Source organism: Streptomyces sp. NPDC041205 (assembly GCF_055591765.1).
The window spans coordinates 1,032,117-1,058,018 of record NZ_JBVIZH010000002.1; the positions used below are offsets into that span (position 1 = coordinate 1,032,117).

General features: G+C 68.9%; 19 protein-coding genes and 3 pseudogenes. 7 read left to right on the forward strand and 15 right to left on the reverse strand.

Annotated elements, in window-relative coordinates; all coding sequences use genetic code 11:
* Positions 1–101 precede the first annotated feature (101 nt).
* Entirely contained in the window at positions 102–1,355 is a 1,254-nt protein-coding gene (locus tag ACZ6BG_RS11520; protein WP_469000230.1) for an amidohydrolase, read from the reverse strand.
* A gap of 391 nt (positions 1,356–1,746) precedes the next feature.
* Positions 1,747–2,376, reverse strand: a complete 630-nt coding sequence (locus ACZ6BG_RS11525) for a hypothetical protein (RefSeq protein WP_468999692.1) — start codon at positions 2,374–2,376, stop codon at positions 1,747–1,749.
* 566 nt (positions 2,377–2,942) lie between these two features.
* On the opposite strand from ACZ6BG_RS11525, the gene ACZ6BG_RS11530 reads away from it, so the two are divergent.
* Entirely contained in the window at positions 2,943–5,129 is a 2,187-nt protein-coding gene (locus tag ACZ6BG_RS11530; protein WP_468999693.1) for a glycosyltransferase, read from the forward strand.
* A 47-nt stretch (positions 5,130–5,176) separates the two neighbouring features.
* Here ACZ6BG_RS11530 and ACZ6BG_RS11535 read toward each other — a convergent pair whose 3' ends face one another.
* Genes ACZ6BG_RS11535 through ACZ6BG_RS11545 form a run of 3 tightly spaced genes read right to left on the reverse strand, consistent with a single transcriptional unit; the run spans position 5,177 to position 6,864 of the window.
* Positions 5,177–5,626 (reverse strand): hypothetical protein, encoded by a 450-nt coding sequence (locus ACZ6BG_RS11535; protein ID WP_468999694.1) that lies wholly within the window; start codon positions 5,624–5,626, stop codon positions 5,177–5,179.
* Positions 5,627–5,671: 45 nt separating this feature from the next.
* Positions 5,672–6,142 carry an NUDIX hydrolase gene (locus ACZ6BG_RS11540; protein ID WP_468999695.1) on the reverse strand — a complete coding sequence of 157 codons (471 nt, stop codon included), beginning with the start codon at positions 6,140–6,142 and terminating at the stop codon, positions 5,672–5,674.
* Positions 6,143–6,144: 2 nt separating this feature from the next.
* A complete protein-coding gene (locus ACZ6BG_RS11545) occupies positions 6,145–6,864 on the reverse strand; it encodes an XRE family transcriptional regulator (protein ID WP_469000233.1) in 720 nt (239 codons plus the stop codon).
* Positions 6,865–7,137: 273 nt separating this feature from the next.
* Here ACZ6BG_RS11545 and ACZ6BG_RS11550 point away from each other — a divergent pair.
* Together ACZ6BG_RS11550 and ACZ6BG_RS11555 are read left to right on the forward strand one after the other, a co-directional pair.
* Positions 7,138–7,390: pseudogene (locus ACZ6BG_RS11550) on the forward strand (hypothetical protein).
* On the forward strand, positions 7,387–7,623 hold the full coding sequence (locus ACZ6BG_RS11555) for a DUF7848 domain-containing protein (protein ID WP_468999696.1): 237 nt from the start codon (positions 7,387–7,389) through the stop codon (positions 7,621–7,623). Before ACZ6BG_RS11550 ends, ACZ6BG_RS11555 begins: the two are co-directional and overlap by 4 nt.
* 1,099 nt (positions 7,624–8,722) lie before the next feature.
* Here ACZ6BG_RS11555 and ACZ6BG_RS11560 read toward each other — a convergent pair.
* Together ACZ6BG_RS11560 and ACZ6BG_RS11565 are read right to left on the reverse strand one after the other, a co-directional pair.
* Positions 8,723–9,393, reverse strand: a pseudogene (locus tag ACZ6BG_RS11560) (polymorphic toxin-type HINT domain-containing protein); the annotation flags it as partial.
* A gap of 401 nt (positions 9,394–9,794) precedes the next feature.
* A complete protein-coding gene (locus tag ACZ6BG_RS11565; protein ID WP_468999697.1) occupies positions 9,795–10,007 on the reverse strand; it encodes a hypothetical protein in 213 nt (70 codons plus the stop codon).
* A gap of 132 nt (positions 10,008–10,139) precedes the next feature.
* Here ACZ6BG_RS11565 and ACZ6BG_RS11570 point away from each other — a divergent pair, with 132 nt between their 5' ends.
* Entirely contained in the window at positions 10,140–11,387 is a 1,248-nt protein-coding gene (locus ACZ6BG_RS11570) for a helix-turn-helix domain-containing protein (protein ID WP_468999698.1), read from the forward strand.
* A gap of 353 nt (positions 11,388–11,740) precedes the next feature.
* On the opposite strand, the gene ACZ6BG_RS11575 is transcribed toward ACZ6BG_RS11570, so the two are convergent.
* Both ACZ6BG_RS11575 and ACZ6BG_RS11580 read right to left on the reverse strand, forming a co-directional pair.
* The gene (locus tag ACZ6BG_RS11575; RefSeq protein WP_468999699.1) at positions 11,741–12,211 is read right to left on the reverse strand and encodes a DUF4262 domain-containing protein; all 471 of its coding nucleotides are present in this window, start codon (positions 12,209–12,211) and stop codon (positions 11,741–11,743) included.
* A 13-nt stretch (positions 12,212–12,224) separates the two neighbouring features.
* Complete coding sequence (locus ACZ6BG_RS11580) at positions 12,225–12,398, reverse strand: HNH endonuclease (protein ID WP_468999700.1); 174 nt, start codon at positions 12,396–12,398, stop codon at positions 12,225–12,227.
* On the opposite strand from ACZ6BG_RS11580, the pseudogene ACZ6BG_RS11585 reads away from it, so the two are divergent.
* Positions 12,357–12,893, forward strand: a pseudogene (locus ACZ6BG_RS11585) (site-specific integrase); the annotation flags it as partial. The gene ACZ6BG_RS11580 and the pseudogene ACZ6BG_RS11585 overlap by 42 nt on opposite strands.
* 84 nt (positions 12,894–12,977) lie before the next feature.
* Here ACZ6BG_RS11585 and ACZ6BG_RS11590 read toward each other — a convergent pair.
* From ACZ6BG_RS11590 to ACZ6BG_RS11615, 6 genes are all read right to left on the reverse strand, one after another.
* The gene (locus tag ACZ6BG_RS11590) at positions 12,978–13,418 is read right to left on the reverse strand and encodes a hypothetical protein (protein WP_468999701.1); all 441 of its coding nucleotides are present in this window, start codon (positions 13,416–13,418) and stop codon (positions 12,978–12,980) included.
* Positions 13,419–13,496: 78 nt separating this feature from the next.
* The gene (locus ACZ6BG_RS11595) at positions 13,497–17,453 is read right to left on the reverse strand and encodes a polymorphic toxin-type HINT domain-containing protein (RefSeq protein ID WP_468999702.1); all 3,957 of its coding nucleotides are present in this window, start codon (positions 17,451–17,453) and stop codon (positions 13,497–13,499) included.
* A 491-nt stretch (positions 17,454–17,944) separates the two neighbouring features.
* Entirely contained in the window at positions 17,945–19,210 is a 1,266-nt protein-coding gene (locus ACZ6BG_RS11600; RefSeq protein ID WP_468999703.1) for a hypothetical protein, read from the reverse strand.
* A gap of 136 nt (positions 19,211–19,346) precedes the next feature.
* Positions 19,347–20,288 (reverse strand): N-acetylneuraminate synthase family protein, encoded by a 942-nt coding sequence (locus ACZ6BG_RS11605; protein WP_468999704.1) that lies wholly within the window; start codon positions 20,286–20,288, stop codon positions 19,347–19,349.
* A gap of 14 nt (positions 20,289–20,302) precedes the next feature.
* Complete coding sequence (locus tag ACZ6BG_RS11610) at positions 20,303–21,607, reverse strand: cytidylyltransferase domain-containing protein (RefSeq protein WP_469000235.1); 1,305 nt, start codon at positions 21,605–21,607, stop codon at positions 20,303–20,305.
* Positions 21,608–21,894: 287 nt separating this feature from the next.
* Entirely contained in the window at positions 21,895–23,238 is a 1,344-nt protein-coding gene (locus ACZ6BG_RS11615) for a DUF6716 putative glycosyltransferase (RefSeq protein ID WP_468999705.1), read from the reverse strand.
* A gap of 198 nt (positions 23,239–23,436) precedes the next feature.
* Here ACZ6BG_RS11615 and ACZ6BG_RS11620 point away from each other — a divergent pair, with 198 nt between their 5' ends.
* Together ACZ6BG_RS11620 and ACZ6BG_RS11625 are read left to right on the forward strand one after the other, a co-directional pair.
* The gene (locus ACZ6BG_RS11620) at positions 23,437–24,417 is read left to right on the forward strand and encodes a glycosyltransferase family 2 protein (protein ID WP_468451034.1); all 981 of its coding nucleotides are present in this window, start codon (positions 23,437–23,439) and stop codon (positions 24,415–24,417) included.
* 17 nt (positions 24,418–24,434) lie between these two features.
* Positions 24,435–25,841: a polysialyltransferase family glycosyltransferase gene (locus tag ACZ6BG_RS11625; protein ID WP_469000237.1), complete on the forward strand. Its 1,407-nt coding sequence runs from the start codon at positions 24,435–24,437 to the stop codon at positions 25,839–25,841.
* Positions 25,842–25,902 lie beyond the last annotated feature (61 nt).

A 25,902-nucleotide genomic window follows, 5' to 3' on the forward strand; every position in this document is an offset into this window, starting at 1 on the left:
GGGTGGCCCTTATACGGAGATCAGGGGGTGCCCTTGAGCGGAGAGAGCGGGCTGCCCTTGAGCGGAGAGCGCGGGGTTGCCCTTAAAGCACGGGGTGGCCCTTAAGCGGAACGTGTCGCGCCGTCGATGAGGGCTGCGGCCGTGAAGAGTTCGACGCCGACCGTGATCGCGTGTTCGTCGGCGTCGAAGTCGCCCTGGTGCAGATCGCGGATGCCGCGCTCCCCGGGGGTGCGGACGCCGAGCCGGGCCATGGCGCCGGGGACGCGCTCCAGGTACCAGGAGAAGTCCTCGCCGCCCAGGCTCTGCTCGGTGTCCTCGACGGAGGCGGGCCCGCGCCGGGCGGCCATGGCGTCCCGGAGCAGGTCCGTGACCACCGGTTCGTTGACGACGGGCGGGACGCCGCGGACGTAGTTGATCTCGGACTTGGCTCGGTAGAGGTCGGCGATCTCCTGGATGGCGGCGTGCACGAGGTCGGGGGCCTGCCGCCAGGCCGCGAGGTCGAGGCAGCGGATGGTGCCGGACAGCTCGGCGTGCTGGGGGATGACGTTGCAGGCGTGGCCCGCCTCGATGCGGCCCCAGGTGACGGCGAGGCCCGAGCGGGCGTCGATGCGGCGGGCCACCAGGGCCGGGACCTCGGTGACGACCTTGGCGGCGGCGGTGACGAGGTCCGTCGTCAGATGCGGCCGGGCGGTGTGGCCGCCGGGGCCGTCGAGGGAGACCTCCAGGCGGTCGCAGGCGGAGGTGATGGGCCCGTGCCGCAGGCCGATGCGCCCTGCGTCCACGCGGGGGTCGCAGTGCACGCCGATGATCCGGCCGACGCCGTCGAGGGCGCCGCACTCGATGGCGTCCGTGGCGCCGCCGGGCAGGACCTCCTCGGCGGGCTGGAAGATCAGCCGCACCGGGTGCGGGAGCAGCCCCTGCTTCGCCAGCTCGGCGAGGACCAGTCCGGCGCCGAGGACGACGGTGGTGTGCACGTCGTGGCCGCAGGCGTGGGCGCGGTCGGGGACCGTGGAGCGGTAGGACACGCCCGTCTTGGTGTCCGGGATGGGCAGGGCGTCGATGTCGGCGCGCAGGGCGAGGACGGGGCGGGCTGGGCGGGCTGGGCGGGAGGTGCCTTCGGGGGTGCCTCCGATGTCGCAGATGAGTCCGGTGCCGACGCGCAGGACGCGGGGTTCGAGCCCGGCTGCCTCGAGGCGGGCCTTGAGGGCCGCGGTGGTGCGAAACTCCTGGTGGCCCAGCTCCGGGTGCATGTGCAAGTCGCGACGGAAGGCCACGAGTTCGGCGCGCAGCTCTTCTGGCAGCGCGCCGGGCAGATCTCCGGGCGGCACGGACTCGGATTCGGACTCGCGGGACATCAATTGGTTCACCCTGTGAAGGGTAAGGCGACCACCGGGTCAACTAAGGCTCGATCAACAAAAGTTCAGCCAGATTGAGGTAAGAAAGCTGGCCGCGTGCGCATGTCCGGCTGGTACGGCGGGTATGAAGAATAGTTACCTCCGCTAGGCGGAGAGCGATCGTCGCAGGTCAGGTGGGTCCACCTCTGGGTGTGGGGTCATCCTTGCGGCGTAGGGCGCAGGAAGATCGCGCCGAGCGGCTGACGGGCAACTGACGGGCAACGGCGCCGCCCCTCCCCTGCCGAGGGCGGCGCCGTCGTCGTTCACCCGTGCACGGATGTGCGTCTACTCACCGAATACCGGCGAACTCTTGCCGGATACCGGCGAACCCTCACCCGTGACCGGCGAACTCTTACCCGTGACCGGCGAACTTCCAGATGTACGGCTCGCCGTCCTCCTTCTCGGCCCAGTGGACCTCGAGGCCCTTGGCGCCCTTGGGCACGAGGTAGGTCTCGCAGAGCACGTGGCTCTCGCCCTGCTTCCAGCCCTCGATGTCCAGCGGGTCGTCACAGCCGGGCGCGTCCTCGGAGGCACCGATGACGAGGCCCCCGCGCCGGCCGTCGGCCCAGATCTCCGTGGTGTCGGCGGCGTCGGGAGTCTCCTTCACGACGCCACCGCCCTTGTGCGTGAACTTCAGGTGCGCGACGGCGGGGACGAGCCCCTTGGCCTTCTTCGGGTCCCGCACCAGCTTCTGCGTGTCGGCCTCGGTCCCGACGTCGACCTTCTGCGCGACGACTTCGTACGTGACGGGGGTGGTCCCCTCCTTCACCTTGCCGGTGGCGCTCTTGCCGGTGCCGAGCACGCCGCCGCCGGTGGGCTTCTCCCCGGCCGGCTTCTCCTTCGAGTCCGCCACCGGGGCCTCGTCCTTGGATTTGCTGTTCGACTTCTTCGAACCGCCGTCGTCCCCTCCGCACGCGGTGAGCGTGAGCGCGAGCGCGACTGCGGGCACGCCGAAGCGAAGGATGTTCTTTCGGTAGAGCAAAGGTGACTCCTGGTACGGAAACTGAGTGAACGGCAAGAGTAGGAGCCCGCCACATGGGGAGTCCAGGCACCCCCCTGCCTGTGACACAGACCTCCCACTTGACGTACGCAAACACCGACAGAGAAGACGAGTTCAGACAGATGGGCCGGAAGCAGCCACCCTGCACCGCCATCTGACGAACCATTCGCCAGGACAAATCAGCAACGATGCCCAATCCTCCCCGCCCGACGCTCCGAACGTAGGGAGTCGCGGCTCGTCACCGGGCCCTCTGACCTTCCGGGGCTCTCCCGGTCCCCGGAAGCGGTCGGCGCCACCGTCGCCTCCCCGCGAGGGGGCGCCGACCGGCTCCCCCTCGCGGGGGCCGACGGATGGACCGGAACCGCGAATTCCCACCCATTTACGCCCCCCGTTGACAACGACACCGTCCCCGTGAATTCACTTTCCCCACACACGGGGAAAGACCGAACCGCCGAACCGCCGAACTCCGGAAGAGATCCATGTCGCGGTGGCGATGAAGCCTGCCCTGACGACGACGCCGGTGACGACCACCCAAGGGGCCCGACACATTGAAGATTGAATTCCTGCTCCACAACGCGTACGGAATCGGCGGCACCATCCGCTCCACGGCGAACCTGTCCGGCGCGCTGGCGGCAGCCGGGCACGACGTGCAGGTCACGAGCGTGCACCGGGTCGCGGAGAGACCGGAGTTACCGTTCGACCCGCGCGTACGCCTGCGTTCCCTCATCGAGATGCGCTCGGACTCCCCCGCGTACCAGGGAGACCACGAACTGAACCAACTCCCGAACACGATGTTCCCGGAAAAGGGAGTGGATTTCGGCCGCCTGCGCTACACGGCACTCCACGATCAGGTCATCGTCGAACACCTGAAAGAAACCGAAGCGGACGTGGTGATAGCGACACGCCCGATCCTCAACGGCTACCTCGCCCGCCACGGAATGCAGCAGAAATCCAGCCGCCGCGGATACCTCCGCATCGGCCAGGAGCACCTCTCGTACGACGCGCACAGCGACCAGCTCCGCGGCGACCAGAACGCCGCGATAGCCGCAGGCTTGGACGCGTTCGTCACGGTCTCGGAGGCGGACGCGGCGCTGTACCGCTCGGGGCTCCCCGGCGCCCGTACGAAGATCCTCTGCATCCCGAACGGCGTCACCGCCCCCGCGGTCCGGCCGTCCTCCCTCGACTCCAAGGTCGTCGTGGCGGCGGGCCGGCTGGTGGCGGTGAAGCGGTACGACCGCCTCGTCGCGGCGTTCGCGAAGGTGTCCGCCGAGTACCCCGACTGGAGCTTGCGCCTCTACGGCCGCGGCCCCGAACGGGCCCGCCTGCGCCGCCAGATCGACGAACTCGGCCTCTACAACCAGGTGTTGATGATGGGCCCGGCCGCGCCCATCGAGGCGGAGTGGGCGAAGGGCGCCATCGCGGCGGTCTCCTCCGACATGGAGTCCTTCGGCATGACCATCGTCGAGGCGATGCACTGCGGCGTCCCGGTCGTCGCGACGGACTGCCCGCACGGCCCTGCGGAGATCATCTCGGACGGCGAGGACGGGGTGCTCGTGCCGCTGTCCGGCGGGGTGGACGCGTACGCGGACGCGCTGAAGTCCCTGATGAAGGACCAGGACCTACGCGCCCGCCTGGGCGCGGCGGCGCGCGCGAAGGCGGCGACGTACGTCCCCTCGGTGATCGCGCGCCGCTACCTCGACCTCATCGAGGAACTGCGCCCGGCGACCGCCCCCTCCCGCCCCCGCCTCACCACCCGCATCCGCACGGCCCTGACGGGTCCGCGCCGCCCCGCCCCCACCCCGTCCCCCGAACCGGACCCGCCCCTCACGCCCACCGCATCCGCCCGCATCACCCCGACCGGCGACCTGGCCGTCGTCCTCGCCCCCGCCACCCTCCCCCGAGGCCCCCTCGACCTCCTCCTGCGCAAACGCAAGGACCCCGAGCGCCGCGAAGTCCGGGTCCCGGTGCCGCCGCTGACTCCGGTGGCGCCGGGGGTGGTGGAGTCGATCGTCACGGTGGACCGCGCGGCGCACGTGCTGTGGGAGGGCCGCTGGGACTGCTACATAACCCCGCACGACGCCGCCGCCGACACCGCCGACACCCTGCACAGCACCCCCGCCAACACCAGGTCCCGCACCCGCCTCCGGGCCCACCTCATCGAAACGGCCCCGCTCCTGACCCTCCCTCCGGCCCTCCCCCCGACCCTCACCCCCGAGGGCCTGACCTCCTGGATCCCGTACGCCACGTCCGACGGCTACTTGGCCCTGCGGACATGGCTGCGCCCGGCGCACGCGGAGGTGGACCAAGTCCTGATCAACGAGACCGGGGCCACGGTGACGGCCCACCTCCTCGGAAGCGCCCAACTCCCACCCGAGGGAACGACGGTGACCCTCGCTCCCCGCACCACGAGCCCCCCGCACACCCCACCCACCCCCGACATCACCGTGCCGGCACACAACCTGACCCCGACCCGCTTCCACTTCACGATCCCCTACACCGAGGCGCAGACCCACCACGGCACGGCGGACCACACGATCTGGGACCTCCACGTACACACCACGGCGGGCCGGGTCGCCTTGGGCCGCATCACAGGGGACACAGTCGAACGCAAGAAAACGAACACGTACCCCGCGGTGGAACTCCCCCAGGCCCACCCCAACACCACCACGCGCCTCAGGCCCTACTACACAGCGACCAACGCCTTGTCCCTGAGCGCCCGCAGCGCCCCTCACTGACGAGAGACCGACGGCCTGGACGGCCTTCCGAGGAGAGCCATGGGGACCTACCTCGGGCTGGACGAGAAGGTGACGATGGGGCCGTCTTCGGAAGTGATGACCTGAACATCGAAGCTTCGGTGGGGAAATTCGTCAGACAGCGCAGCCCCCCCCCACGTCTTCACAACACACGATGCAAAGAACTCCTGCGCCTCCCGATCTTCTTCGGCATCTTCCGAATCGACGATCTTCCAGACGCGTAGCCGATTCAGCGTGGCCTCAATCTTTCGGATGTCACCAGAGAGGTTCTCGCGCCAGGATTCAAAATTGGATTCCTCGTACACCCGATCCCACAGTACACACCCGCCCACTTCGACAAAGCGAGGCCAGAAGATCCGAGAGAACGCCACCAACATTCCTGGATCGCCATTGCTTTTCACATAGTCCAGGTAGTCAACGGCGCCTCCCCGCTCCTCCACCCAGGACTTGATTCCACGGTAATCCATCGGGTCATCCACAGATGCCCCCCTGCGCCACAACGTGCACTACTGACGTAAGCCGGTTCAACCCAGGTACGGCTTCTGGCGGTGTTCCAAGAAGTGCTGGAGCCTGAGCCGTTGGGTGTGGTGCATCGGCAACTGCTCGATCTCTTCCGGCGGCACGAAACGAAGTCCGGTGGACTCGTCGGAGATCTCCAGCTGACCGCCGGTGATGCGGGCGCTGAAGCAGACGTTGAACTGGCGGCGGACCTCGCCGTCGGTGTAGGCGATGATGTGTTTCGGGTCGGTGTAGGTGCCGACCAGGCCGGTGATCTCGACGTCGAGGCCGGTCTCTTCCTTGACCTCGCGGACGGCCGTGCCGGGCAGGGAGTCGGTGAGGTCCATTCCGCCTCCGGGCAGGGCCCATAGGTCGTTGTCACGGCGGCGCTGGAGGAGGATGCGCCCGTGGTCGTCGGTGACGACGGCGGAGGCGGCGACGACCATGCTGTTCGGCTTGGGCGCGTTCGGGTCGTCGTAGTACTCGGCGCGGGCCACGGTCAGCCTTCCTCTCGTACGGGGGTTGCGGTTGCCCATACGGCGTCGAAGCTCTCGGCGTAGGTGTCGAACATGCCGCCTGTCTCGTGTCGGTGCAGGTGCCATACGGGGGCGGCGTACGCGTTGACGCCCCAGACATGGGCGTTGACGAGTTGCTGGTCGTCGGCGCGGTAGAGGGAGTTGTAGAGCGTGGTGGCGTGGGTGCGGACTTCGATGCCGGGGGTGTCGGCGAGCGGTCTGTAGTGCATGAGCGCGAGGCGGCAGCGGGATTCGATGCCGTGCCCGAACCGCTCCTCCTTGCCCCGGACTTGGACGGCACCGCTGTCGGCGTCCCCGATCGTGATGCGGACGGTGCAGCCTTCGGCGGCGCGTTCGGTGAGGAGTTCGTTCAGCCGCGGGTACGCCTCGTGGAGGAAGACGGCCGCGTAGACGAGGATGTCGATCCGTTCCCGGGCCTGGGCCATCAGGTCGGTGAACGCCGAGACGGGGAGGTCGGCCCGCTGCTCGTAGAGCGCGACCAGTTCGGGGCTGATGGCGCGGGCGGGGCGGGCCTGGCGGAGCGCCGGCCAGAGTGCGTGCACATCTTCTCCCAGGGCCTTGGCCGCCTGGAGGGCGGTGGCACGACGTGGGATACGGCCGAGGTTCACCCAGCGCTCGACCGACTTGGGGTCGACCTCGACCTGCTGAGCGAGTGCGGCGTACGTCCGGCCTCCCGCCGCCATGACGGCTCGTAGTCTCTCGTTCGGCACGAGCCTCCCCCCTCGTCACAGGACGGCACCAGGGACGTTCTACGCGGTGCAGGACGTCCCGAAGTGGGCTTTGGTGGAGGTTCCTTCGTCCCGGTGACCGGCGTGAGGATCGGTGCCGACCCTGCGGCACCGACAGGCCCAGGGGCACGCATCAACGCCGCCGAGGAGCGTCACCGTGCGAAAGAGCACCACCCCATGTGTTCCCGCCCTGCGACTGGATGCCCGGTCGCGCTCCGCCTCGCCGGGGTGGTCACGATGACGGCCCCCACCCCCTGATGCCGACGGGCACACCGTCTCGCCCGATGTCGGCGCCCTGGTGGTCGACCGGCGGAGCGGCAAGGTGGGCGTGGTGATGGGGCATGTGGGGCCGTACGTGCAGCTTCGGCCACCGCGCGGTGGCCGGGAGTGGGACGTGCCACCCGAGGACGTACGTTCGCCGACTCCGACGGAGGAGTTGAGCGCGAAGGTGGCCGTGGCCAGCCGGAGGCAGGGACGGTGACCCCTCGCTCGGTCCTGCGCTACGAGACCTGGACGCTCCAGCCCGACCGCGAGCAGGACGCGGAGCCGGTCCTGTCCGCGATGCAGTGCGCTGTGGGTGGCGAGACGTCCCCTGCGAGCGAGGGCTTCGCCGAACCGCAGGACTGGGTGCTGCGGCACTGCGGTCAGAACCCGTCGCACCACACCTACCGGGAGATCATCACCCGCCCCTGGCGGACCTTGCGCCAGACGTGAACCACTCTCCTCGCCCAGGCGCCGCACCGCGCTGACCCACCCGACTCCCGTCCCTGCCGGGCGCAGCCGATCGAGGCTCCCCCGCACTCGTCAGCCCCGGCAGGGACGGGCCCTCACGTGCGTGCCGTGCCCATGGCTGTGGGAGTTCTGGCCTCTGCCACAGAAAGTCAGCCACGACGGCGGGCGCGCCAACCGGTCACCCGCCACGTGTGTCTCGCTCAACCCCGCACCGGCATCAGCCCCGTTGTCTGCATCGTCACAGCCCCCAGCCGGGCAGCAACCATGGGCGTACGGGATGGCGCGAGCCCGCCGCGCAGCCTCTCAGGTGCCCGGCCACTGCTGCTGAGTGGTCGGGACCAGGGCTTCCGACTGATGGTCCGGCTCACGCTCCCGGGCTCTGCGCGCCGAGTGGTCGGCGGCCGTCGCCAGCGGGGCGGCAGACAGGAGCGGGCGGCGGTCACCGACCGCCGACGCACGGCGGCCTGCGGCGACGCAATGTGCGGAGCCGCCGTCCGCTGACGTTGCCGTCAACTACTGCCGTCAACCCATATTGAAGCCCCGTCAGGGCACACTGACGGGGCTTCAGCTTTGCGGTTCGGAACGGCGCGGGAAGGTCGACGCCCCCCAGCGGAACGAAGCCCTCGCACCGCATAGAAACTGGCGAGACCCCCGAATGGAACCTCGCCCGTTCCCGCGAGCGCCGAGAGCTACTCGCCTTCCGCCCCCAGCAAGATCTGAACCTTTGACGGAAATTGCGGATCATCCACCATTACCGAACAGATCACAGAATCACGGAATCCTGTGAATTGCATTCGGGCGTATTCGTTTGGGTCGTGCAATACGAGCCACCCGGACGGACACGGAAGTGGCACCTCAACGAGGTTCGCCGGAAGCACCTCAGGCGGAGCTGCCTTCCATACCTCGCATTCGACAGGACCGTCGACACTGGCCTGAACACCGAAGATGAGTGAACTGCCCTCTTGATACCATCTGCTGGACGCCGGGTCCCAGTCGCTGACGTCATCGTCACTTCCCGCATCCCGCAAGATCAGGCACCCGTGCTCGATTTTTGCCAGGAATGCAACCACAGGGCTATTAGCTACCATTCCTTCTTGCTCTTTCCTTGTGAAAGTTGTGAGACGACCCCACCCTGCCGCCTAGCACAGGACAGGCAGTGGGGATACGCCGTCTGAGGAGATCCGGGAGCCACAAGACTGGACGGCGGCTGGTGATCTGGAATCCAATCTCCGTCTTTGGTGCCAGGGGTCTTGGCATCGCAGGTGTGGCAGCCGTGTGCATTCCCGGATTCATTGATCAGATCTCGAACGCCATCTGCTTCAATGTCACCGTTCTCCAGACCGACTCCCTCTCGGGCATTCGGACCAGCGCCCAGCGTCAGATCGCACTTCTGACCTGGCGTTGCATTGTGAACGAGAACCGGCGTGGCCCCCGCACCCACATAGTACGTATGCAGATCCGCAACCGTCAGGTTGTGCACCGTCACCTGCTGCGTCCAGCGCTCGACCGCCGCAACCTGGACGTACGTCCCCGCGCTCGTCCGCAGCCACTGCCCCGACCGCAGGTCGGTCGCGTCGAGCCACTTGCCCAACTCCGGGACCCAGAAGGGGCGTCCGTCCGTCGCTGTGACGGAGGCGTCCTGGCGGACTTCTTGGGGGACTTCTTGCCGTCGACGGCGAGCGTGACCTTGACGAGGTTCTTGGGGCCCTTGCCCTTGATCTCCGCCGTGACCGTGCGCTGGTCGACAGCGCCACACCCCGCCCCCTCGATATGGGGAGCGGGGGCACCACCGTGCTCAGGGCACTGGGCGGACCCGGCGCAATCGGCTCCTGCCCGGCGATATCACGGGCAGAGGCTCGGTCTTGAGAGCGTGCAGAGTTCGCCCGGGACCTGACGCCGTGTGTTCCGGCGGCACCGCGACCGGCTGCGTCGTCTCCTCGTCGCACCCGTGGCAGACGCGCGTCATAACGTGCGCGGCGGCTTCCGCGAGACGACAGCCCGCCCGCCATGACGGCACCCGTGGTCACAGCGGCTTACGAAGAGCGGCGCCTCGAACGAGGACCGTTTGCCCAGCGCGTAGACAGGCACCTTGTCGCCCGGGCAGAGGCGGCACAGGCCGATCGCGCACTCGGGACTCAGCTCCTTGGCCGTCTTCATGCTCGCGCCCGCTTCCCGGAACAGCGCGGGCAGGAACACGGCGGATAGCTGTCCCGCAGCGGCGGCAGCATCACGCCCGTCGTGTCCACGCGCCTCGTGCCGCTGTCCGAGGTGATCGTGCCCTCCCGGTCGACCACGTAAGTCCTCAATGTCATGCCGCTTCCGGCGCCCACTTCAGCGATGTCACCAGGGGCCGTACTGTCGCTCATGTCGACTCCTTCGTAGTCGGCCGTGCCCCGGGACCGTTCGCACGGTCGCCGGGGTCCTTCTACGAAGACCCTTACGGCGGACGCATGCCGCTCCCATCCCACGGCCCCATAGGACCGCCCTATATTCGGGATATGGACAGGGAACCCACCCTCGATCTGTGGTCCCATCCGCAGTTGCTCGCCGCGCTCACCGGCCAGGACTGGGGGGCGGTCTTCCGTACCTACCGGAAACTCACCGGCCTCAGTCAGACGAAGCTCGGGGTACGCGTCGGCCTCGCGCAGTCCGATGTCTCGGACATCGAGCGCGGACGTCGACTGGTGACCTCGAACGAAGTGCAGGCGCGCATCATCGCGGGGCTCGGAGCACCCGAACGGCAGGTCGCCGCAGGGCGACACGGCGTCGCCCCTGTCGCCGGCCTTGCCCTCCCCGGGCCGGGCCCCGACGAAGACCTTTTGGCCCGCGTCGCGAGCGTGGTCGAATCCCACAGCCGCGTGGACGCCGCGACCCTCGATTGGCTGGACGGCCTGCTGGCCGAACATCGCCGCGCCGAAGACGTCATCGGATCACGGCCGCTCGTGGAAGTGATGCGCCAACAGCTCCGTACGGTCGTCGACCTGTGCAGCAGCGCCCGCGGCCCCTGGGCCGACCGGGTCGTGCGGCTGGCCTCCGAGCATGCGCAGTTCCTCGCCTGGATGGCTCAAGATCAGGATCAGACAGCCGCAGCCCTCGCCTGGTACGACCGCAGTCACGAATGGGCGCTGGAAGCCGGGGACGCCAACATGGCCGCGACCACACTGAACATGAAGGCGCATCAGGCCTGGTCCAAGGGGCGAGCTACCCGGTGCGTGCGCCTCGCTGAAGCGTCCCGCTGGTCGTCGCCAGGAACGTCCCTCGGCGTACAGGGAATGGCCACACAGATGGCAGCCCGTGGGCACGCCCTCAACGGCGCGGCTGACGAAGCCCACCAACTCCTTGACGAGGCCCAAGAGGTCATGGGCCGGGCAGCCGAACGCCCCGAGGACGAGCCGCCTTGGATGTACTTCTACTCGCCGAACTGGTTCACGTTGCAACGGGGGATGGCGACGCTGCACCTGCGCGACTGGCAAGCAGCCGTGGACCAGTTCTCCGCCGGACTCTCCGCGATGCCGGACGCGTACCGACGCGACAAGACCTGGTTCCGCGCCTGCCTCGCGCACGCACTCGCCGGGGCAGGGGAAACGGCCCAAGCGCTCACCGTCGCCACGGCCTGCGTCCCGGACGCCGCGGTCGTCGGACGCCCGCACTCATGGAACGAATTGCACACCACAGCGGGCGTACTCATGCGACGGTCTCCCGCGCAGGGGCGCCAACTGGTCGCAGCTCTGCGCGAGTTCGACTGAGCTTCGTCGAGTTGACCGCCGATCAGGTGATGGCCCATGAAGCGCAACGAGCAAGACCTCCGAGCTGTTGATCGAGACGTTCGACGTCTCAGGCGACCGGCGCCGCAAGCTCTGCCCGTCTCGCCCGGGCCTCGCTCAGGTCGGCGTCGCGAGCCAGACCCCAACTTACGCCGAGCCCGTTCTTTGCGCGTCAAACACCGCCATGGGGCTACCTCATCCTCCCGGAAAGCTGGGACAACGACATCCGCCACGACCCGACGTAACATGCACCGTCAAAGATCTCTAGACAACACACGGCGAGGCTTATGCATTACTGTCGCACATTCCGAATCCAAGCCAAGGTCCACCCTTGGCTACAGCGACAGAGCTTGTCTATCACTCAGCCAGGCAGGCGCATATTCTCCACCCGGAAAGTTCCCGTATCCGTCGGGCCAAACCAGCTGGAGTGCAGAGAACGGCCTCTCTCCGTAGAAGACAGAGGCCTGCGCCAGGCTAGAGGTCAAGAGGTCCTGTGGAATCGCCCGGAATTGCACATCGAACCCCTCGAGGATGTCGCCCGAAGTGTCACCGTCGCCATACGCGTTCCTATCAGCGAGCATGGCCTGAACTGAGCTCAAAACGCTTCCCGAAGTCTCCTCCGGGAGCCCAGCAACGACCAATTCGGGGTGATCAAAGCTGGAACCGAACCCGATGCTATATGCAAAGTGAGGGCGCTCTGCAGCAGGATCAAAGACCCAGATCCAGCTCCATCCCTGAGCTGCCACATCGCTATGGCTCTTTCGCTGGATCGAGCTGAGGTCCACCCCGCCCAGTTCATCACTCACGGGAGCACTTCCTTCAGTTATCCGACTTTTCCCTGTTGCAGACTCGACACAAGACCTGCCCGTTAGACGGGTCGCCGGACCCACCTCGCGACTTGGGCTGAATATGATCGATCTGCCATTCGTTTTCAGGGGCATCGGGCATGATCAACAAGACCTCGACCTCGACAGCGGCACCGCAACCATCCATCGCTCCCTCCAGCGCACCCGCGCCCAGGGGCTGACCGTCCTGAACACCAAGACCCTCGCCTCCGAACGCCGCATCGCCCTGCCCACCGAGTGCATCAACTCCCTCAAGATCCACCAGGAACAACAGCAGGAAGAGCAACAGTCGGCCGGAACGGGCTGGACGGACAAGGGGCTCGTCTTCACCACCCCGAAGGGCAGGCCCCTCGACCCCACCAACCTCACCCGCCGCTTCCGCCGTCTCCTCCACAACGCCGACCTCCGGACGATCCGCTTCCACGAGCTCCGACACTCAACCGCCACCCTGCTCCTGGAAAAGGGCATCGACCTCGTCGTCATCAAGGAACTCCTCGGCCACGCCCACATCGGCGTCACCGCTGACGTCTACGCCCACGTCCGACTCCGCCTCCAACGCCAGGCCATCGACAGCCTGGGCATCGCGCTCAGCTCGGACAACGACAACCCCGACGACCCGCCCATCACAGCCACCGTCCGCTGACGTTGCCGTCACCGTTGCCGTCAAGGCACACAAAAGCCCAACCAGCACCACTGCCGGTGGGGCTTTCGAATTCACACATCCAGACTATGTCCGTGGCATCAGGAGAAGGTTCTGAGCGCTTCCCTCAGAGAGCCACTCCTCGGATTCATGGAACTCCACAAGTTCACGAACTGAAATCCGAACGTCCGGATCAGCGGCCTGAATAGCTTCGTTGAAGGCATTCACTGCAGCAGGGCCAGCGTGGGTCAGGATTAGTAGGATATTCCCACTCCCATCCCGAGGAATGGAAAGAAGTTCCCTTGCCGCATCAGCCACTCCCTGACCAAGTTCCGAATTAGGGAAGCGACTCAGAGCCGCATGCGCCGCCTGATAAGCCCCGTAATCCTCCTCAGCCTTGAGGGAAGAAACGATCGCAGCGACGCCGGCGGGTCCTTCATTTCCAGTCACCGAATCGGCCAGCTCGACATATCGATTCCAGCGACGCTCAGCTTCGTCGGGCGGGGTGAGCTCGTCATCGTCTTGCACGAGGTCACCGCACTCCACAATCTCTACTTTCCAGTCTGACGACACGCGAGTCCCATTTCGTTCTGTGCGATCTCCTGGCTAAGGGTTTTGCCCTGAAGCCCACTTCCGAAGAGCCTTGTTCTGGCTGAGGCTCATCCACATTTCCGTGATCGCCTCGTCGTACTTGCTGCCGAACCGGGAGCGAATATCATCCACGTCCATCTGCATAGCGCCCCGGAAGTCGCCTCCATCTATCAGCTCCTTCTGCCTCATGCGCCACGCCTTCGACTCTAGGGAGGATCCGGTGCTGTAAACGGCACGATGGTCGGCGTAATCCATCCGAATCGACGGCCCGCTGTACTTACTGAGAGGGCTGGATGAGTTGGCGGGAATGTGATTGATCTCGTTTCCCGTCCCCGCAGGTTGCAGGTCCCCGTATTTCCCACCATTCGCGCCACCGCAGTTGTGGACGAGAACCGGCGCAGCCCCCGCCCCCACATAGTACGTATGCAGATCCGCAACCGTCAGGTTGTGCACCGTCGCCGACTGGGTCCAGCGCTGGACCGCCGCGACCTGCACGTACGTCCCCGCGCTCGTCCGCAGCCACTGCCCCGACCGCAGGTCGGTCGCGTCGAGCCACTTGCCCAACTCCGGGACCCAGAAGGGGTGTCCGTCCGTCGCTGTGACGGAGGCCGTCCTGGCGGACTTCTTGGGGGACTTCTTGCCGTCGACGTCGATCGTGACCTTGACGAGGTTCTTGGGGCCCTTGCCCTTGATCTCCGCCGTGACCGTGCGGACCTTGGTCTTGCCGGTCTTCGGGTCGGTGGCCAGGACCTTGTCGCCTATGTCGACGTCTCTGATGGATTTGGTGGTGCCGTCGGCCATCAGGACCTTGGTGCCGGGTGTGAAGCTGTTGGCGGCGCAGGACTTCTCGGCTGCGTCCTCCAGTTTGTCGGCCTTCTTGTCCAGGGTGCGCCACTTGCCGTAGCTGCTCTTGAGTTGGCTGAGGAGGCCCCAGACGCGTTTGGCGAGTGCGATGCCCTTCTTCCAGTGCCACACGTATTTCTTGGCGAGTTGGCCGATCTTCGCGCCGATCGCGCTCGTGACGACGTTGAGGATGGTCGCCCCGCAGGAGCTGAGGCTGCCCGTGCTGAAGCAGTCGAGGGCGTCCGTGATGCCCAGCTCGTCCTGGATGATCTTGCCGAGTTCCTTGGCGGCGAGGACGGCGCGGCTCTGCTCGACGTTGGCCCTGGAGCGGACGATGACGGCTTTCCGCTGGGCCGGCGTCTTGTCGAGCATGTAGTACTTCTTGTAGATCGGCGTGGGCTTGGAGGTCCAGCCGCCGTTGTCCTTCAGTCGGCACGAGACACCGATGAGGGCGCACTCGTCGGGCTTCTCACCCGTCGGGTCCGACAACGTCACCGGGCTGTTGTTGGCGTACGCGTACCCGTTGATCTGCTGCGGATCCTGGAAGTCGATCAGCGGGTCGGCCGAGACGAAGCGGCCGTTCTCGGGCTCGTACTCACGGGCCCCGATGTGGGTCAGACCCGTGGACTTGTCGACGGGCTTGCCGAGGAAGCCCTTGTCGTCCACCCACGGATCGGTCACACCGGCGTCGCGCGCGTTGCCGAAGGGGTCCATGCGGCGCCGGGTCACGGCACCGGACTGGGCGTCGACCGCCGCGAGCGACGTCCCGTGGTGGTCGCCCGCCAGGAACTGCACGCCCTTCGTCGTGCGCATCGCCACCGTCTGGCCGGCGAAGGAGTAGTAGCGGGTCGCCCGCACCGCGCGGGTATCGGTGTTCAGGCTGAGTTCCATGCCGGGCAGGTACAACGTCTGCTCGCCGGGTTCCTTGCGCAGCAGGCGGTTCCCGGTGGCGTCGTAGGAGAAGGCCGAGGCCTCCGCGTCCGGCTTCGCCGACTTCGTCAGCTTGCCTTCGGCGTTCCAGGTCAGGTCCTGTGTCGTGCCGTTGAGGACCCGTCGGCGGGTGTTGCCCGAGGCGTCGTAGGCGAAGGTGTCCTGCGACTTCACGGCGGGGCCGCTGCCGCTCGCGGGGGTGTCCGTGACCACCTTGGTGAGGGTGTGCGGACCGCCGTTGCCGTCCGCGTCCTTGCCGTAGGTGTACGTCCGCGTCACGTCGGGCTTGCCGCCGACCCCGTGCAGGACCTGCTTGCTGCGGTTGCCCGAGGAGTCGTAGTCGAAGTCCTGCCAGTAGGCCCCGGGGCCGCCGAGGGTCGGCGCGCTCGGGTCGTCCGCGCACGCCTTGTTCTGCTTGCCGGTGCCCGCGGCCTCGTCGGCGGCGTTGGCCGTCGCCCAGGCGGACTTGAGCCTCCGCTGCCAGTCGTAGCGGAAGCACTGGACGTCCGCCTGGCCGCCCGTGGGTGTGTCGGCGACGGAGGTGACGTTGCCGGACGCGTCGTACGTGTAGTCGGCGTCGTACGTCACCGCGTCGACGCCCGAGACGTCCACCCGGGAGTTCGAGAGCCGGTCGGTGCCGCGCTCGCGCTCGTAGGTGAGCCAGGTCTTCTTGCCGTCCGAGCCGCCGATCGTGCCCAGCTCCAGTTGCTGGAGCTGGGAGGTCGGGGCGTACGAGGCCTGTCCGACGTACGCTCCCTGGCGCTTGCCGTCCAGGGTCGACAGGAGCTGGGTCGGGCGCTGCAGTTCGTCGTAGGTGTAGGTGAGCGTCTCGGAGCCGAGGCCGCCCGCGGCGGGGACGCTCTGCGACTGGACGGTGCCGTCCGGGTTGTACTGGGTGCCGAACTCGTAGGTGCCCGCGAGCTCGGCGGCCGTGTCACCGCCCAGCGCCACCTTCGTCAGCGTCGGCTGGTACAGCTCGTCCAGCTGAACGTTGAGTGTCGAGGTCTGGACCTTGCCGTTCTCGTACTTGTACGTGCCGTACGGCTGGCCCTTGGCGACGTGGTCGTACGTCGTCGCGGTGAGCTGGGTGCCTTCGTCGGGCTTGCCCTCCCATGTGGACGTCGGGCGGCTCAGCTCGTCGTACTTCGTGGACACGCTCTTGCCGCGCGTGTCCGTCGTGGAGACGAGCCGGTCGAGGACGTCGTAGGAGTAGGTGGACTTGCCCGTGTCCGGGTCGGTGGCCGACGTCTTGCGCCCCCGCTGGTCGTATCCGTAGGACCAGGTGTTGCCCGCCGGGTCCTCGACGGTCTTCAGCTGTCCGGTCGGGGTGTAGGTGTAGGACGTGGCCTCGTAGTCCGCCGCGGTGCCCGTGGGCACGGGCTTGTCGCCCTTGTAGCGGCGGATCTCGGCCGTCCTGCCGCGGCCGTCGGTGACCGTCGTGGTGGGCGCGCTGCCGGCCGGGGGGTCGACGTGGACGCGGTCGCCGCCGTAGGCGTACGTGGTGCGCCACTTCTCCTCGTCGGCGACCTGGAAGATCTCGGCCGTCTTGCGACCGGCGCCGTCGTACCGGGTGACGGTCTGGCCGTCCACCTCACCGGTGGGCTTGAAGATCTCGTCGCTGGGAGCCTTCTTGGTGTAGTAGTCCGTGGCCGTCTCGACGACGTTGCCGAAGGCGTCATGGCGCGTGTCGGCGACGATCCGGCCGCCGCCCGGGCCCTCGGACTGCTGCTGGCGGGGCCTCAGCATGCCGTCGTAGAGCGTGTACTCGGTGCCGTACGACGTGCCGTTGTTCTCGATCTTCTCCGTCTTGACCGCGGCCGGGGCGTTCTGCCGGATCAGATAGCTGTACTTGATCGACGGGGAGAAGTCCTTGTCCCTGTTCCGGTCGGGCATCCACACCGAGGTGAGCCGGCCCAGGGCGTCGTACCCGAGGTCGCTGCGCTTGCCGTTCATGTCGACCTGCGCGGACGGGGATCCCCAGGAGCGGACGTACTCCGTGGACACCTGCCAGCCCAGCGGATTGGTCTCCGCCTGCTTGGTCGTCAGGCCGTCGGTCTCGGTGTACTGGAACGTGGTCTCGGTGCCCTTGGCGTCCTTGACCTTCAGGGGGCGGCCGAACCTGTCGAAGTCCGCCGCCGCGGTCTCCGTCACCGTCTGATAGGTGGCGGTGGTGCCGTCGTGCTTGGACAGCCGCTGCACCTTCGTGGTGTCACCCTTGGTGGGCGCCTCGCCCAGGCCCTTGCCGTCGTAGAACGTCAGGTCGTCCGAGATGACCTGGGTCTTGCGGTCCGGCTTCGTGTCACACGTGACGGCGACCTTCTCGACGCGGGAGACCAGGTCGTAGGTCCACGGAAGTGGTCAATATGACGCAGGGCACATCGCGTCGCCGGGTGTCATGACCCCTGACTGGGCGTGCTCATCCAGGCGCGAGTATCGACCAAAGCGCCTTCGCCCCGTGACACCTGCGAATCAGGAACCCCTCACAGCCCATCAAGCACCTTTTCACCATTGAGCGCTTGTGGAGTTCCAGAGTTCACGAGTGCCAAACACGGCGGGCGGAGGTGGCACATTTTCGGCCAGGCGGGTGGAGCGAGGAAGGCCTTGCGTCACGCACCGCAGTCGAAGGATTTTGCCAAGTAGCCGCGGGTGGGACGGACAGCGCGGCCCCGTTCACGCCGAGGCCGTCCGCCTCACGCCGGGGCCGTCTGCTTCACTCCGCTGCCGGGGTCCTGGCCCTGGACTTGCCCCTGGCTCTGGTCCTGCGCCGAGGACTGGACCTGTCCCTGACCCGCCCCCCGCTCCTCCTCATCCACCACCGAAGCCAACCGCTGCACATCCCGAGCCGTCCCCGTCACCCCCGAAAGGAACCCCTGCGCCCGGGGCGAAGCCGTGTCCGTGAGCCAGGACGGGTCGATGTCCATGACGGCGACCTTGACCTCGGTGCCCGCGAGGGCGAGGGGGAGGGTGTGGACGACCGTGGAGGGGAAGCTGAGGATGGTGCGGCCGATGGGGCCTCTGCGGGCGATGAGTTCGAGGGGGAGGTCGGGGCGGACGATCTGGAGGCCGGTGTCGACGGCCAGGCGGTGGAGTTTCTCCGCGCTCTCGCGGCGGTGCGCGAAGTAGCGGGCCGCGCCGTGCGTGCGGGCCAGCGCCTTCACCGCCTCGACGTAGCGGTCCAGGTCCACCACACCCGTCTCCACCAGGGACGTGCCGACCAGGTCCGAGCCCTTCGTGATGCGCGGCGGGCCGAAGCGGGCCCGCGTCCAGGCGAAGGCGTTCGCCGTGACGGTCACCCCGTCCGGCGCCGACTCGATCGGCATCGACGAGAAGACCTCGACCCTGCGGTCGCCGCTCGGCGTCAGGCGGCGGCGCGCCTTGGACGACACCGGCATGAACACCATGTCCCGCGCGCCGGGGCGGCCCCCTCTGCGGTGCCAGCGCACCAGGCGTTCGCCGCGCGCCAGTTGGGAGATGAACTCCATCGTCGCGGTGCCGTCGTCCACGACCACCAGGTCGCGGGCGCGGGTGATGGACAGGAGCAGTTGTACGTAGCGGGAGAACGGGTCGCCGATCACTATCCGGCGGGCCCTGCGCAGCGGGCCCGCCAGGCCGCCGATCGTGTGGAAGGGTGCCGTGGTGCCGCCCCGCGCCTCCTCCCAGCGCACATGGAAGCCCTCGCCGCGCGCCAGTTCGCACATGCGGCGCAGCTGGCCCCGGGTCATGGGGTCGGTGGGCGAGAGGACGACCAGGGTCAGCTCCTCGGGCGGGTCCGCCGAGGGGCTCGCCGAGAGGTCCGCCGGCTCGTCCACCGGCCGGTTCTCCTGCGGGAGTTCACCCCGCACCGCCGTATGCGCCCACTCCAGCACGTTCAGCAACTGCACCGGCGACTCCACGAACGCCAGCGTGCCGCCGTCGGTCGTCGGGGTGGCGGTGCGCCGACCGCTTCGTACTGACATGAGTCCTCCCGTGTACAGCGGTGCGGCGGTCTCCCGTGGAGCCGCCGGAGGCCCGGCCACGACGGGCCGGGGCCCGGGGCCGGAGCCGACGGAACCGGCGCCCCGTGTTCCCGGGGCGCCGGTGGGCCGGCGGGTGTCAGACCGCGACCGGCTCGCGGTCGCCCGTCTCGGACTCGGCGACGACGCCCGCGACACGGCGGAGCTTCTTCATCGGGCCGAGCTCGGACTCGTACACCTTCTTGACGCCGTCGCCGAGCGAGGCCTCGATGGTGCGGATGTCGCGGACGAGGCGGGACAGGCCCTGCGGCTCGACGGAGGCGGCCTGGTCGGAGCCCCACATCGCGCGGTCCAGGGTGATGTGGCGCTCGACGAAGGTGGCGCCGAGGGCGACCGCGGCGAGGGTGGTCTGCAGGCCCGTCTCGTGGCCGGAGTAGCCGATCGGGACGTTCGGGTACTCGGCCTGGAGGGTGTTGATGACGCGGAGGTTCAGCTCCTCGGCCTTCGCCGGGTACGTCGACGTGGCGTGGCAGAGCAGGATGTTGTCCGAGCCGAGGACCTCGACCGCGTGGCGGATCTGCTTCGGGGTGGACATGCCCGTGGAGAGGATGATCGTGCGGCCCGTCGCGCGCAGGGCGCGGAGCAGCTCGTCGTCCGTCAGGGAGGCGGAGGCGACCTTGTGCGCCGGGACGTCGAACTTCTCCAGGAAGGCGACGGCCTCGGTGTCCCACGGGGACGCGAACCAGTCGATGCCGCGCTTGGCGCAGTGCTCGCTGATGGCCTGGTACTCGGACTCGCCGAACTCCACGCGGTGGCGGTAGTCGATGTACGTCATCCGGCCCCAGGGGGTGTCGCGCTCGATGTCCCACTGGTCGCGCGGGGTGCAGATCTCCGGGGTGCGCTTCTGGAACTTCACCGCGTCGCAGCCTGCGTCGGCGGCCACGTCGATGAGCGCGAAGGCGTTCTCCAGGTCGCCGTTGTGGTTGATGCCGATCTCGCCGGTGATGTAGACGGGGTGGCCGGGGCCGGCGGTCTTCGAACCGAGGGTGCGCAGGCGGTCGTTGGAGGCCGTGTTGCTCATGGCAGGAACTTTCCTTAACTGTTGAGGGAGGGGCCGAGGATCCAGGCGGCGATCTCTCGGATCGCGCCGTCACCGCCGGGGACGGAGGTGACCGCGCGTGCGGCGCCGCGTACGACGTCGTGGGCGCTCGCGACCGCCACGGGCCAGCCGACGAGGCCGAAGCACGGGAGGTCATTGACGTCGTTGCCGACGTAGAGCACGCGCTCGGGAGCGATGCCCTGCTCCTCGCACCACTGCTTCAGTGCGAGGTCTTTGCGGTCGATGCCGTGCAGGACGGGGATCTTGAGCTTCCGTCCGCGGGCGGCGACGACCGGGTTCTGTTCCGAGGACAGGATCAGCATCGTCAGACCCGACCTGCGCAGGGCGGCGATGCCGAGGCCGTCACCGCGGTGCACGGTGACGAACTCCCGTCCGTCGGAGTCGATCAGCACCCTGTCGTCGGTCTGGGTGCCGTCGAAGTCGAGTACGACCGCGTCGATGTCGTCGCGGGTCGGCAGGGCGCCGTCGCGGTCCGCGTCGAAGAGCGGGGCGAGGGCGCGGGCGCGGGCGAGATCGTGCGGGTCGTCGATCTCCAGGACCCGCGCGGGGTCGGTGCGGACGAGTTCCGTGTGCCCGAAGAAGCGGTGCTTGTGGGTACGGAAGCCGGTGGCGGCCATGCCGTAGACCGCGCCGGTCTCCAGGAGGTCCTGGGGGCGGTCCTGGCGGCGGGGGCGGAAGGACTTGTCGTGGTTGACGCCGTAGCCGCCGGAGGTGGTGGTGTCGGTGACGACCGTGGTCGTACCGCCCTCGGCCGCGGTGCGCTCGCCCTCTATGGCGGGCGGCTCGTCGCTCGCGTCGCGCCACACGAAGCCGTGGAAGGGCGCGACGGTGTGCGCGGTGTCGGCGCCGGAGCGGGTGATCGCGCCGACCACGCCGTCGACGTCCTCGCGGACGAGGAAGGGGCTGGTGCACTGCACGAGCAGGACCACGTCGACGCTGACGCCGTGCCGCTCCTCGTAGCCGTCCATGGCGTGCAGCACCGCCGCCTCGCTGGTCGCGGTGTCCCCGGCGATGGCGGCGGGGCGCAGCACGACCTCGGCCCCGGCGGCCCGCGCGGTCTCGGCGATCACCGTGTCGTCGGTGGACACGACGACGTCGGTGACCAGCGGCGAGGCCACACAGGCGCGGATCGCGCGGGCCACCAGCGGGACGCCGCCGACCGGCGCGAGGTTCTTGGCGGGCACACCCTTGGAGCCGCCCCGCGCGGGGATGACGGCGAGGACGCGGCGCACCGGTTCGCCCTCCGGGTGGGAGGGGCCCGCTGGGTGGGGCTTGGACATGGAGGCTCCTTCAGGGATGCCTGGTGGGGGGCTGGTCGGGGCGGCGGGCCGGGGCAGGGCGGCGGATTCGGGGGTGGACCGGGTGGGGGTGGTCGGCGCGGGCCGGGTGGGCCCCTGCGGCGGGATGGCGGTGGCCTCGGGGCCCGAAGGGCTCTTGGTCGCGTGCGACGGGGTCACGGGGGCCTGGGCCGCGTCCGGCGAGGTCACGACGCCCTCGACCGCGTCCGGCGGGACCGCGACACCCCCGACCACGTCCGCCGGAGTCACCTCACCTCCGCCCGCCCCCCTCACAGCTCCCCCATCCGCCGGATCACCGGCGCGACCCGCTGCACGCCGTGCCGGTACGCCCCGCGCGCGGCGCTGCGGACGGCCTGGCGGACCGGTCCTGGGTCGCGGTCGGCGGCCGGGGCGCCGGGCAGCGGGGTGGCGTCGGGGCCCAGGTGGTGGCGGGCCAGGATGCCGGGGAGGTAGCCGGGGGCGGTGACCTGGGTGTAGTACGGCTGGATCGGCGGGAGCTTGCCGTCGCGGGCCCGGCCCGTCAGCTCCGCCACCCGCTCGCGGGCCGCGTCGAACGCCGTCTCGTACGCCCCGTCGGCGGCGACTCCCTGGCGCGCGACCCAGTCGGGGTCGGGCTCGGGGCTCTGTCCGGCGTCGAGCTGGTCCCAGGAGGCGAGGCAGCCGGAGCCGATGAAGGCGTGGTTGCCGAGCGCCTCGCGGACGCCGAGGTCGGTGAGGACGGCGGTGGGGATGCGGCGGTGCAGGGATTCGAGGGCCGCGGTGGAGCTGACGGTGACGAGCAGGTCGGTGCGGTCCAGGACCTCGCCCATGTGCCCGTAGACGAGGCGGAAGTTGGCGGGCTGCTCCTCGCTGCGGACCAGCTTCTGGTACGGCAGCTCCTCGATGTGCGTGGTGTGCTCGCCGGGCTTGCTGCGCAGCTTCAGGAGCACCTCGCGCTCGGGGTGGCGGCGGGCGTGCTGGATGAGGCGGGACAGCAGGTAGACCCGGTCGGCCCGCTTCTCCGGCACGGAGGGCTGGGCGGCGAAGACGACGGTGTAGGGGTCGCGGGGCGCGTACGGCTCGCCGCCGAGGAACGGCAGCGCGGCCTCCACGACGCCGGACGCGTCGGCGCCCACTCCCTCGTACACCGCGCGGAAACGCTCCGCGTCCTGGCGGGAGTTGGCGAGGACGACGTCCGCGCCGTGCCGCAGGAGGAGTCCGTCGGCCAGCTTCTCGTAGACGACGCCGACGTAGCCGGTGACGACGACGGGGCGCCGGGCCGCGCCGTCGAAGGCGCGGGCGAGGCCGTGCAGGACGGCCTGGACGGCGCCGCCGACGAGGGCGAGGACGATGACGTCGTACGCCTCCTCGTCGCGGCGGGACCCGACGGCGTTCAGGAACTCGATGGCGGTGACCTCGCGCATGCTGTCCGCGCGCACCCCGACCTCTTCGAGCTGGCGGGGGGTGGGGGTGGCCCGGCCGCGGAGGAGATAACCGTCGAGGCGGAGGTCCGCTGCGGCCTCCTCGCCCTCGGCGGCTCCCGTGAGGCGCTTCGCGGTGAGCGAGCCCCATTTCCACCGGGTGTCGGAGTCGGCGAGCACGGCGACCCGCGTCGTCTTGTTGCTTACTGGCACAGCGAAGACGCTAGGAAGGCATTCCGATTGATGGCCCAACTCAGGTGCAACAAACGGTTAACAGCATGCCGACGAATGGCGAAGGGGGCTGGCAAACGTGTGACGGGATGCCCGGTTAACCATTCCGCCACGCTTCGTTCACCTGACATCCCACTGCGGGACAAGACGAATGCCGGGCCGACACCTAACGTCTCGCACGTGGTTAAGCTCTCCGTCATCGTGCCGTTCTACAACGTGCAGCAATACGCGCCCGACACCTTGAAGTCCCTGCACGCGAACGTGCGTGGAGACTTCGAATTCATTTTCGTCGACGACTGTTCGACGGACGAGACCCCGGACGTGCTCGAGCGTGCCGCGCGCGAGCTCCCCGGCGCCGTCCACCTCAGACATGAACAGAACGGGGGCCTGGCCACGGCCCGCAACACGGGTCTGGACGCGGCCCGCGGCGAGTACATCACCTTCCTCGACGGCGACGACTGGCTCGCCCCCGGCTACTACGAGCAACTGCTCGGCGCCATGGAGGAGTTGGGCTGCGACTTCGTCCGCACCGACCATGTGCAGTGCACCGCGCGCGCCCGCAGCGTGCACCGGGTGCCGCACGGCCTGCGCGGCGCGGTGATGTCCCCGCGCGACGTGATCCTGCCCGCCGACCGCTCCACGTCCGTGGACTACGCCTTCGCCTGGGCCGGGATGTACCACCGCCGCCTGCTCGACCAGGGCCTTCTGCACTTCACCCACGGGCTGCGCACGGCCGAGGACCGGCCGTGGATCTGGCGGTTGCACCGGGAGGCGAAGTCGTTCGCCGCGGTGGGGCTGCTCGGTGTCTTCTACCGGCGCGGGGTCGCGTCGTCCCTCACGCAGATCGGCGACGTCCGCCAGCTCGACTTCATCAAGGCGTTCGACCAGGTGGTGCGGGAGACGGCCGAGGACCGCGACGCGGACCTGCTGCTGCCGAAGGCCGTGCGCACGTATTGCGCGATCATCTCCCACCACCTGGGATCCATCGAAAGGTTCGAGCCGGCCGTGGCCCGGAAACTGAAGTCGCTGAGCGCCGCCGCACTCAAGCGCATGCCCCAGGGCGTCCTCGACGAGGCCCTGGACTCCATGGACGTCCAGCGCGCCACGCGGCTGCGTCGACTGCGCCGCCGTGCCGTCGGCGCCGGGGAGGTGGCCGCGTGAGCCCCGCAGGCCAGGCCGTGCCCGACCCGCACGCCGCCGCCCTCGCCGCCGCGCGCCCCGACGCCCGCCGCCGCACCACGCAGATCTTCTTCGCGTCCACGCTGTACGGCGTCGCCACCCTGGCCGCCGCCCTGGACGCCGACCGCTTCGGCCCGGCCGACCGGCGCGTCCTGCTGATCGCCAACAACGCGGCGACCCCGGAGACCACGCCGTCCGTCGACACGATGCCCGGCTTCGACCGGCTGCGCGGCCGCTTCGACGACGTGCTCTCCTGGAACGAGGCCATCTCGCCGTTCCACCCGGGCAGTTGGTCCCCGCGCGGCGACGACCTGCCGCTGTGGCAGCGCTATCTGCGGCTCGCCTGGGGCCTGGGCGACGACAACATCGAGCTGGCCGTGGAGTCCATCCAGGTCAACCCGGCCCTCGCGCTGACGCAGATCTTCACGGGCGCGCCCGTCGACGTCTACGCCGACGGCCTGATGAGCTACGGCCCCACCCGCAACAAGATCGACCCGCTGGTCGGCACCCGGGTGCGGCGGCTGCTCCACCTCGACCTGGTACCCGGCCTGAAGCCGCTGCTCCTCACCGAGTTCGCCGTCGAGCCCGAGCTCGTACCGACCGACACCTTCCTGAAGGTCCTCGGTGAACTCGCCGACAGCGAGGCGGAGTCGGGCTCCCTGGACGCGCTGTCGCGGATCGCCGAGCCGGCGTTGCTGCTCGGCCAGTACCTCTCCGCCCTCAACATCCTCAACCCCGAGGAGGAAGAGGACCTGCACGCGCGGATGCTGCGCGGCGCGGCGGCGCTCGGGCACAAGCAGGTGGTCTTCAAGCCCCATCCGACGGCCCCCGCGCGCTGGTCGCGGCAGTTGGAGCAGGAGGCCGAGCGGCTCGGCGTGCAGCTGACCGTCCTGGACACGCCGGTGCTCGCCGAGGTGCTCTACCAGCGCATGCGGCCCGCCCTCGTCGTCGGCTGCTTCTCCACGGCGCTCCTCACCGCCTCCGCGTTCTACGACCTGCCGGTGGCGCGCATCGGCACGGAGACGCTCCTGGAGCGCCTGAAGCCGTACGAGAACAGCAACCGCATCCCGGTCACGCTGGTCGACGCGCTGCTGCCCGAACTCGGCGACCGCGAGGCCGCCTCCGGGCGCCGCGAGGAGCCGGACACGGCGGCGCTGAGCGGTCTGGTGCGCGCCGTGGGCTTCGCCATGCAGCCCAAGATCTACCCGAGCCTGCGCCCGGCCACGGAACGCTATCTCGCCGCGCACCTGAACGAGCGCACCTGGCGGTACTTCAAGAAGCGCAGGCTGACCGCCCTCGCGCTGCCCGGCGGCATCCCGGTGCAGCTCGCGTTCATCCCGCGCAACGCGGCGGTGCGCAAGGTCGCGCGGCGGGCCCGGTCGATCAAGCGGGCGGCGCTGGGCTGAGCGGGCGCGTTCCTCGGCGGTTGGGGGGTGCGGGGCACCGGCGTGCCGCGCACCCCGGCTG

Excerpts from the sequence above, each read along its gene's own strand:
- ACZ6BG_RS11520 (WP_469000230.1), bottom strand. The coding sequence starts at position 1,355 with ATGTCCCGCGAGTCCGAATCCGAGTCCGTGCCGCCCGGAGATCTGCCC.
- ACZ6BG_RS11545 (WP_469000233.1), bottom strand. The coding sequence starts at position 6,864 with ATGGCGGCGGGAGGCCGGACGTACGCCGCACTCGCTCAGCAGGTCGAG.
- ACZ6BG_RS11565 (WP_468999697.1), bottom strand. The coding sequence starts at position 10,007 with ATGAGCGACAGTACGGCCCCTGGTGACATCGCTGAAGTGGGCGCCGGA.
- ACZ6BG_RS11570 (WP_468999698.1), top strand. The coding sequence starts at position 10,140 with ATGGACAGGGAACCCACCCTCGATCTGTGGTCCCATCCGCAGTTGCTC.
- ACZ6BG_RS11580 (WP_468999700.1), bottom strand. The coding sequence starts at position 12,398 with ATGGATGGTTGCGGTGCCGCTGTCGAGGTCGAGGTCTTGTTGATCATG.
- ACZ6BG_RS11600 (WP_468999703.1), bottom strand. The coding sequence starts at position 19,210 with ATGTCAGTACGAAGCGGTCGGCGCACCGCCACCCCGACGACCGACGGC.
- ACZ6BG_RS11605 (WP_468999704.1), bottom strand. The coding sequence starts at position 20,288 with ATGAGCAACACGGCCTCCAACGACCGCCTGCGCACCCTCGGTTCGAAG.
- ACZ6BG_RS11610 (WP_469000235.1), bottom strand. The coding sequence starts at position 21,607 with ATGTCCAAGCCCCACCCAGCGGGCCCCTCCCACCCGGAGGGCGAACCG.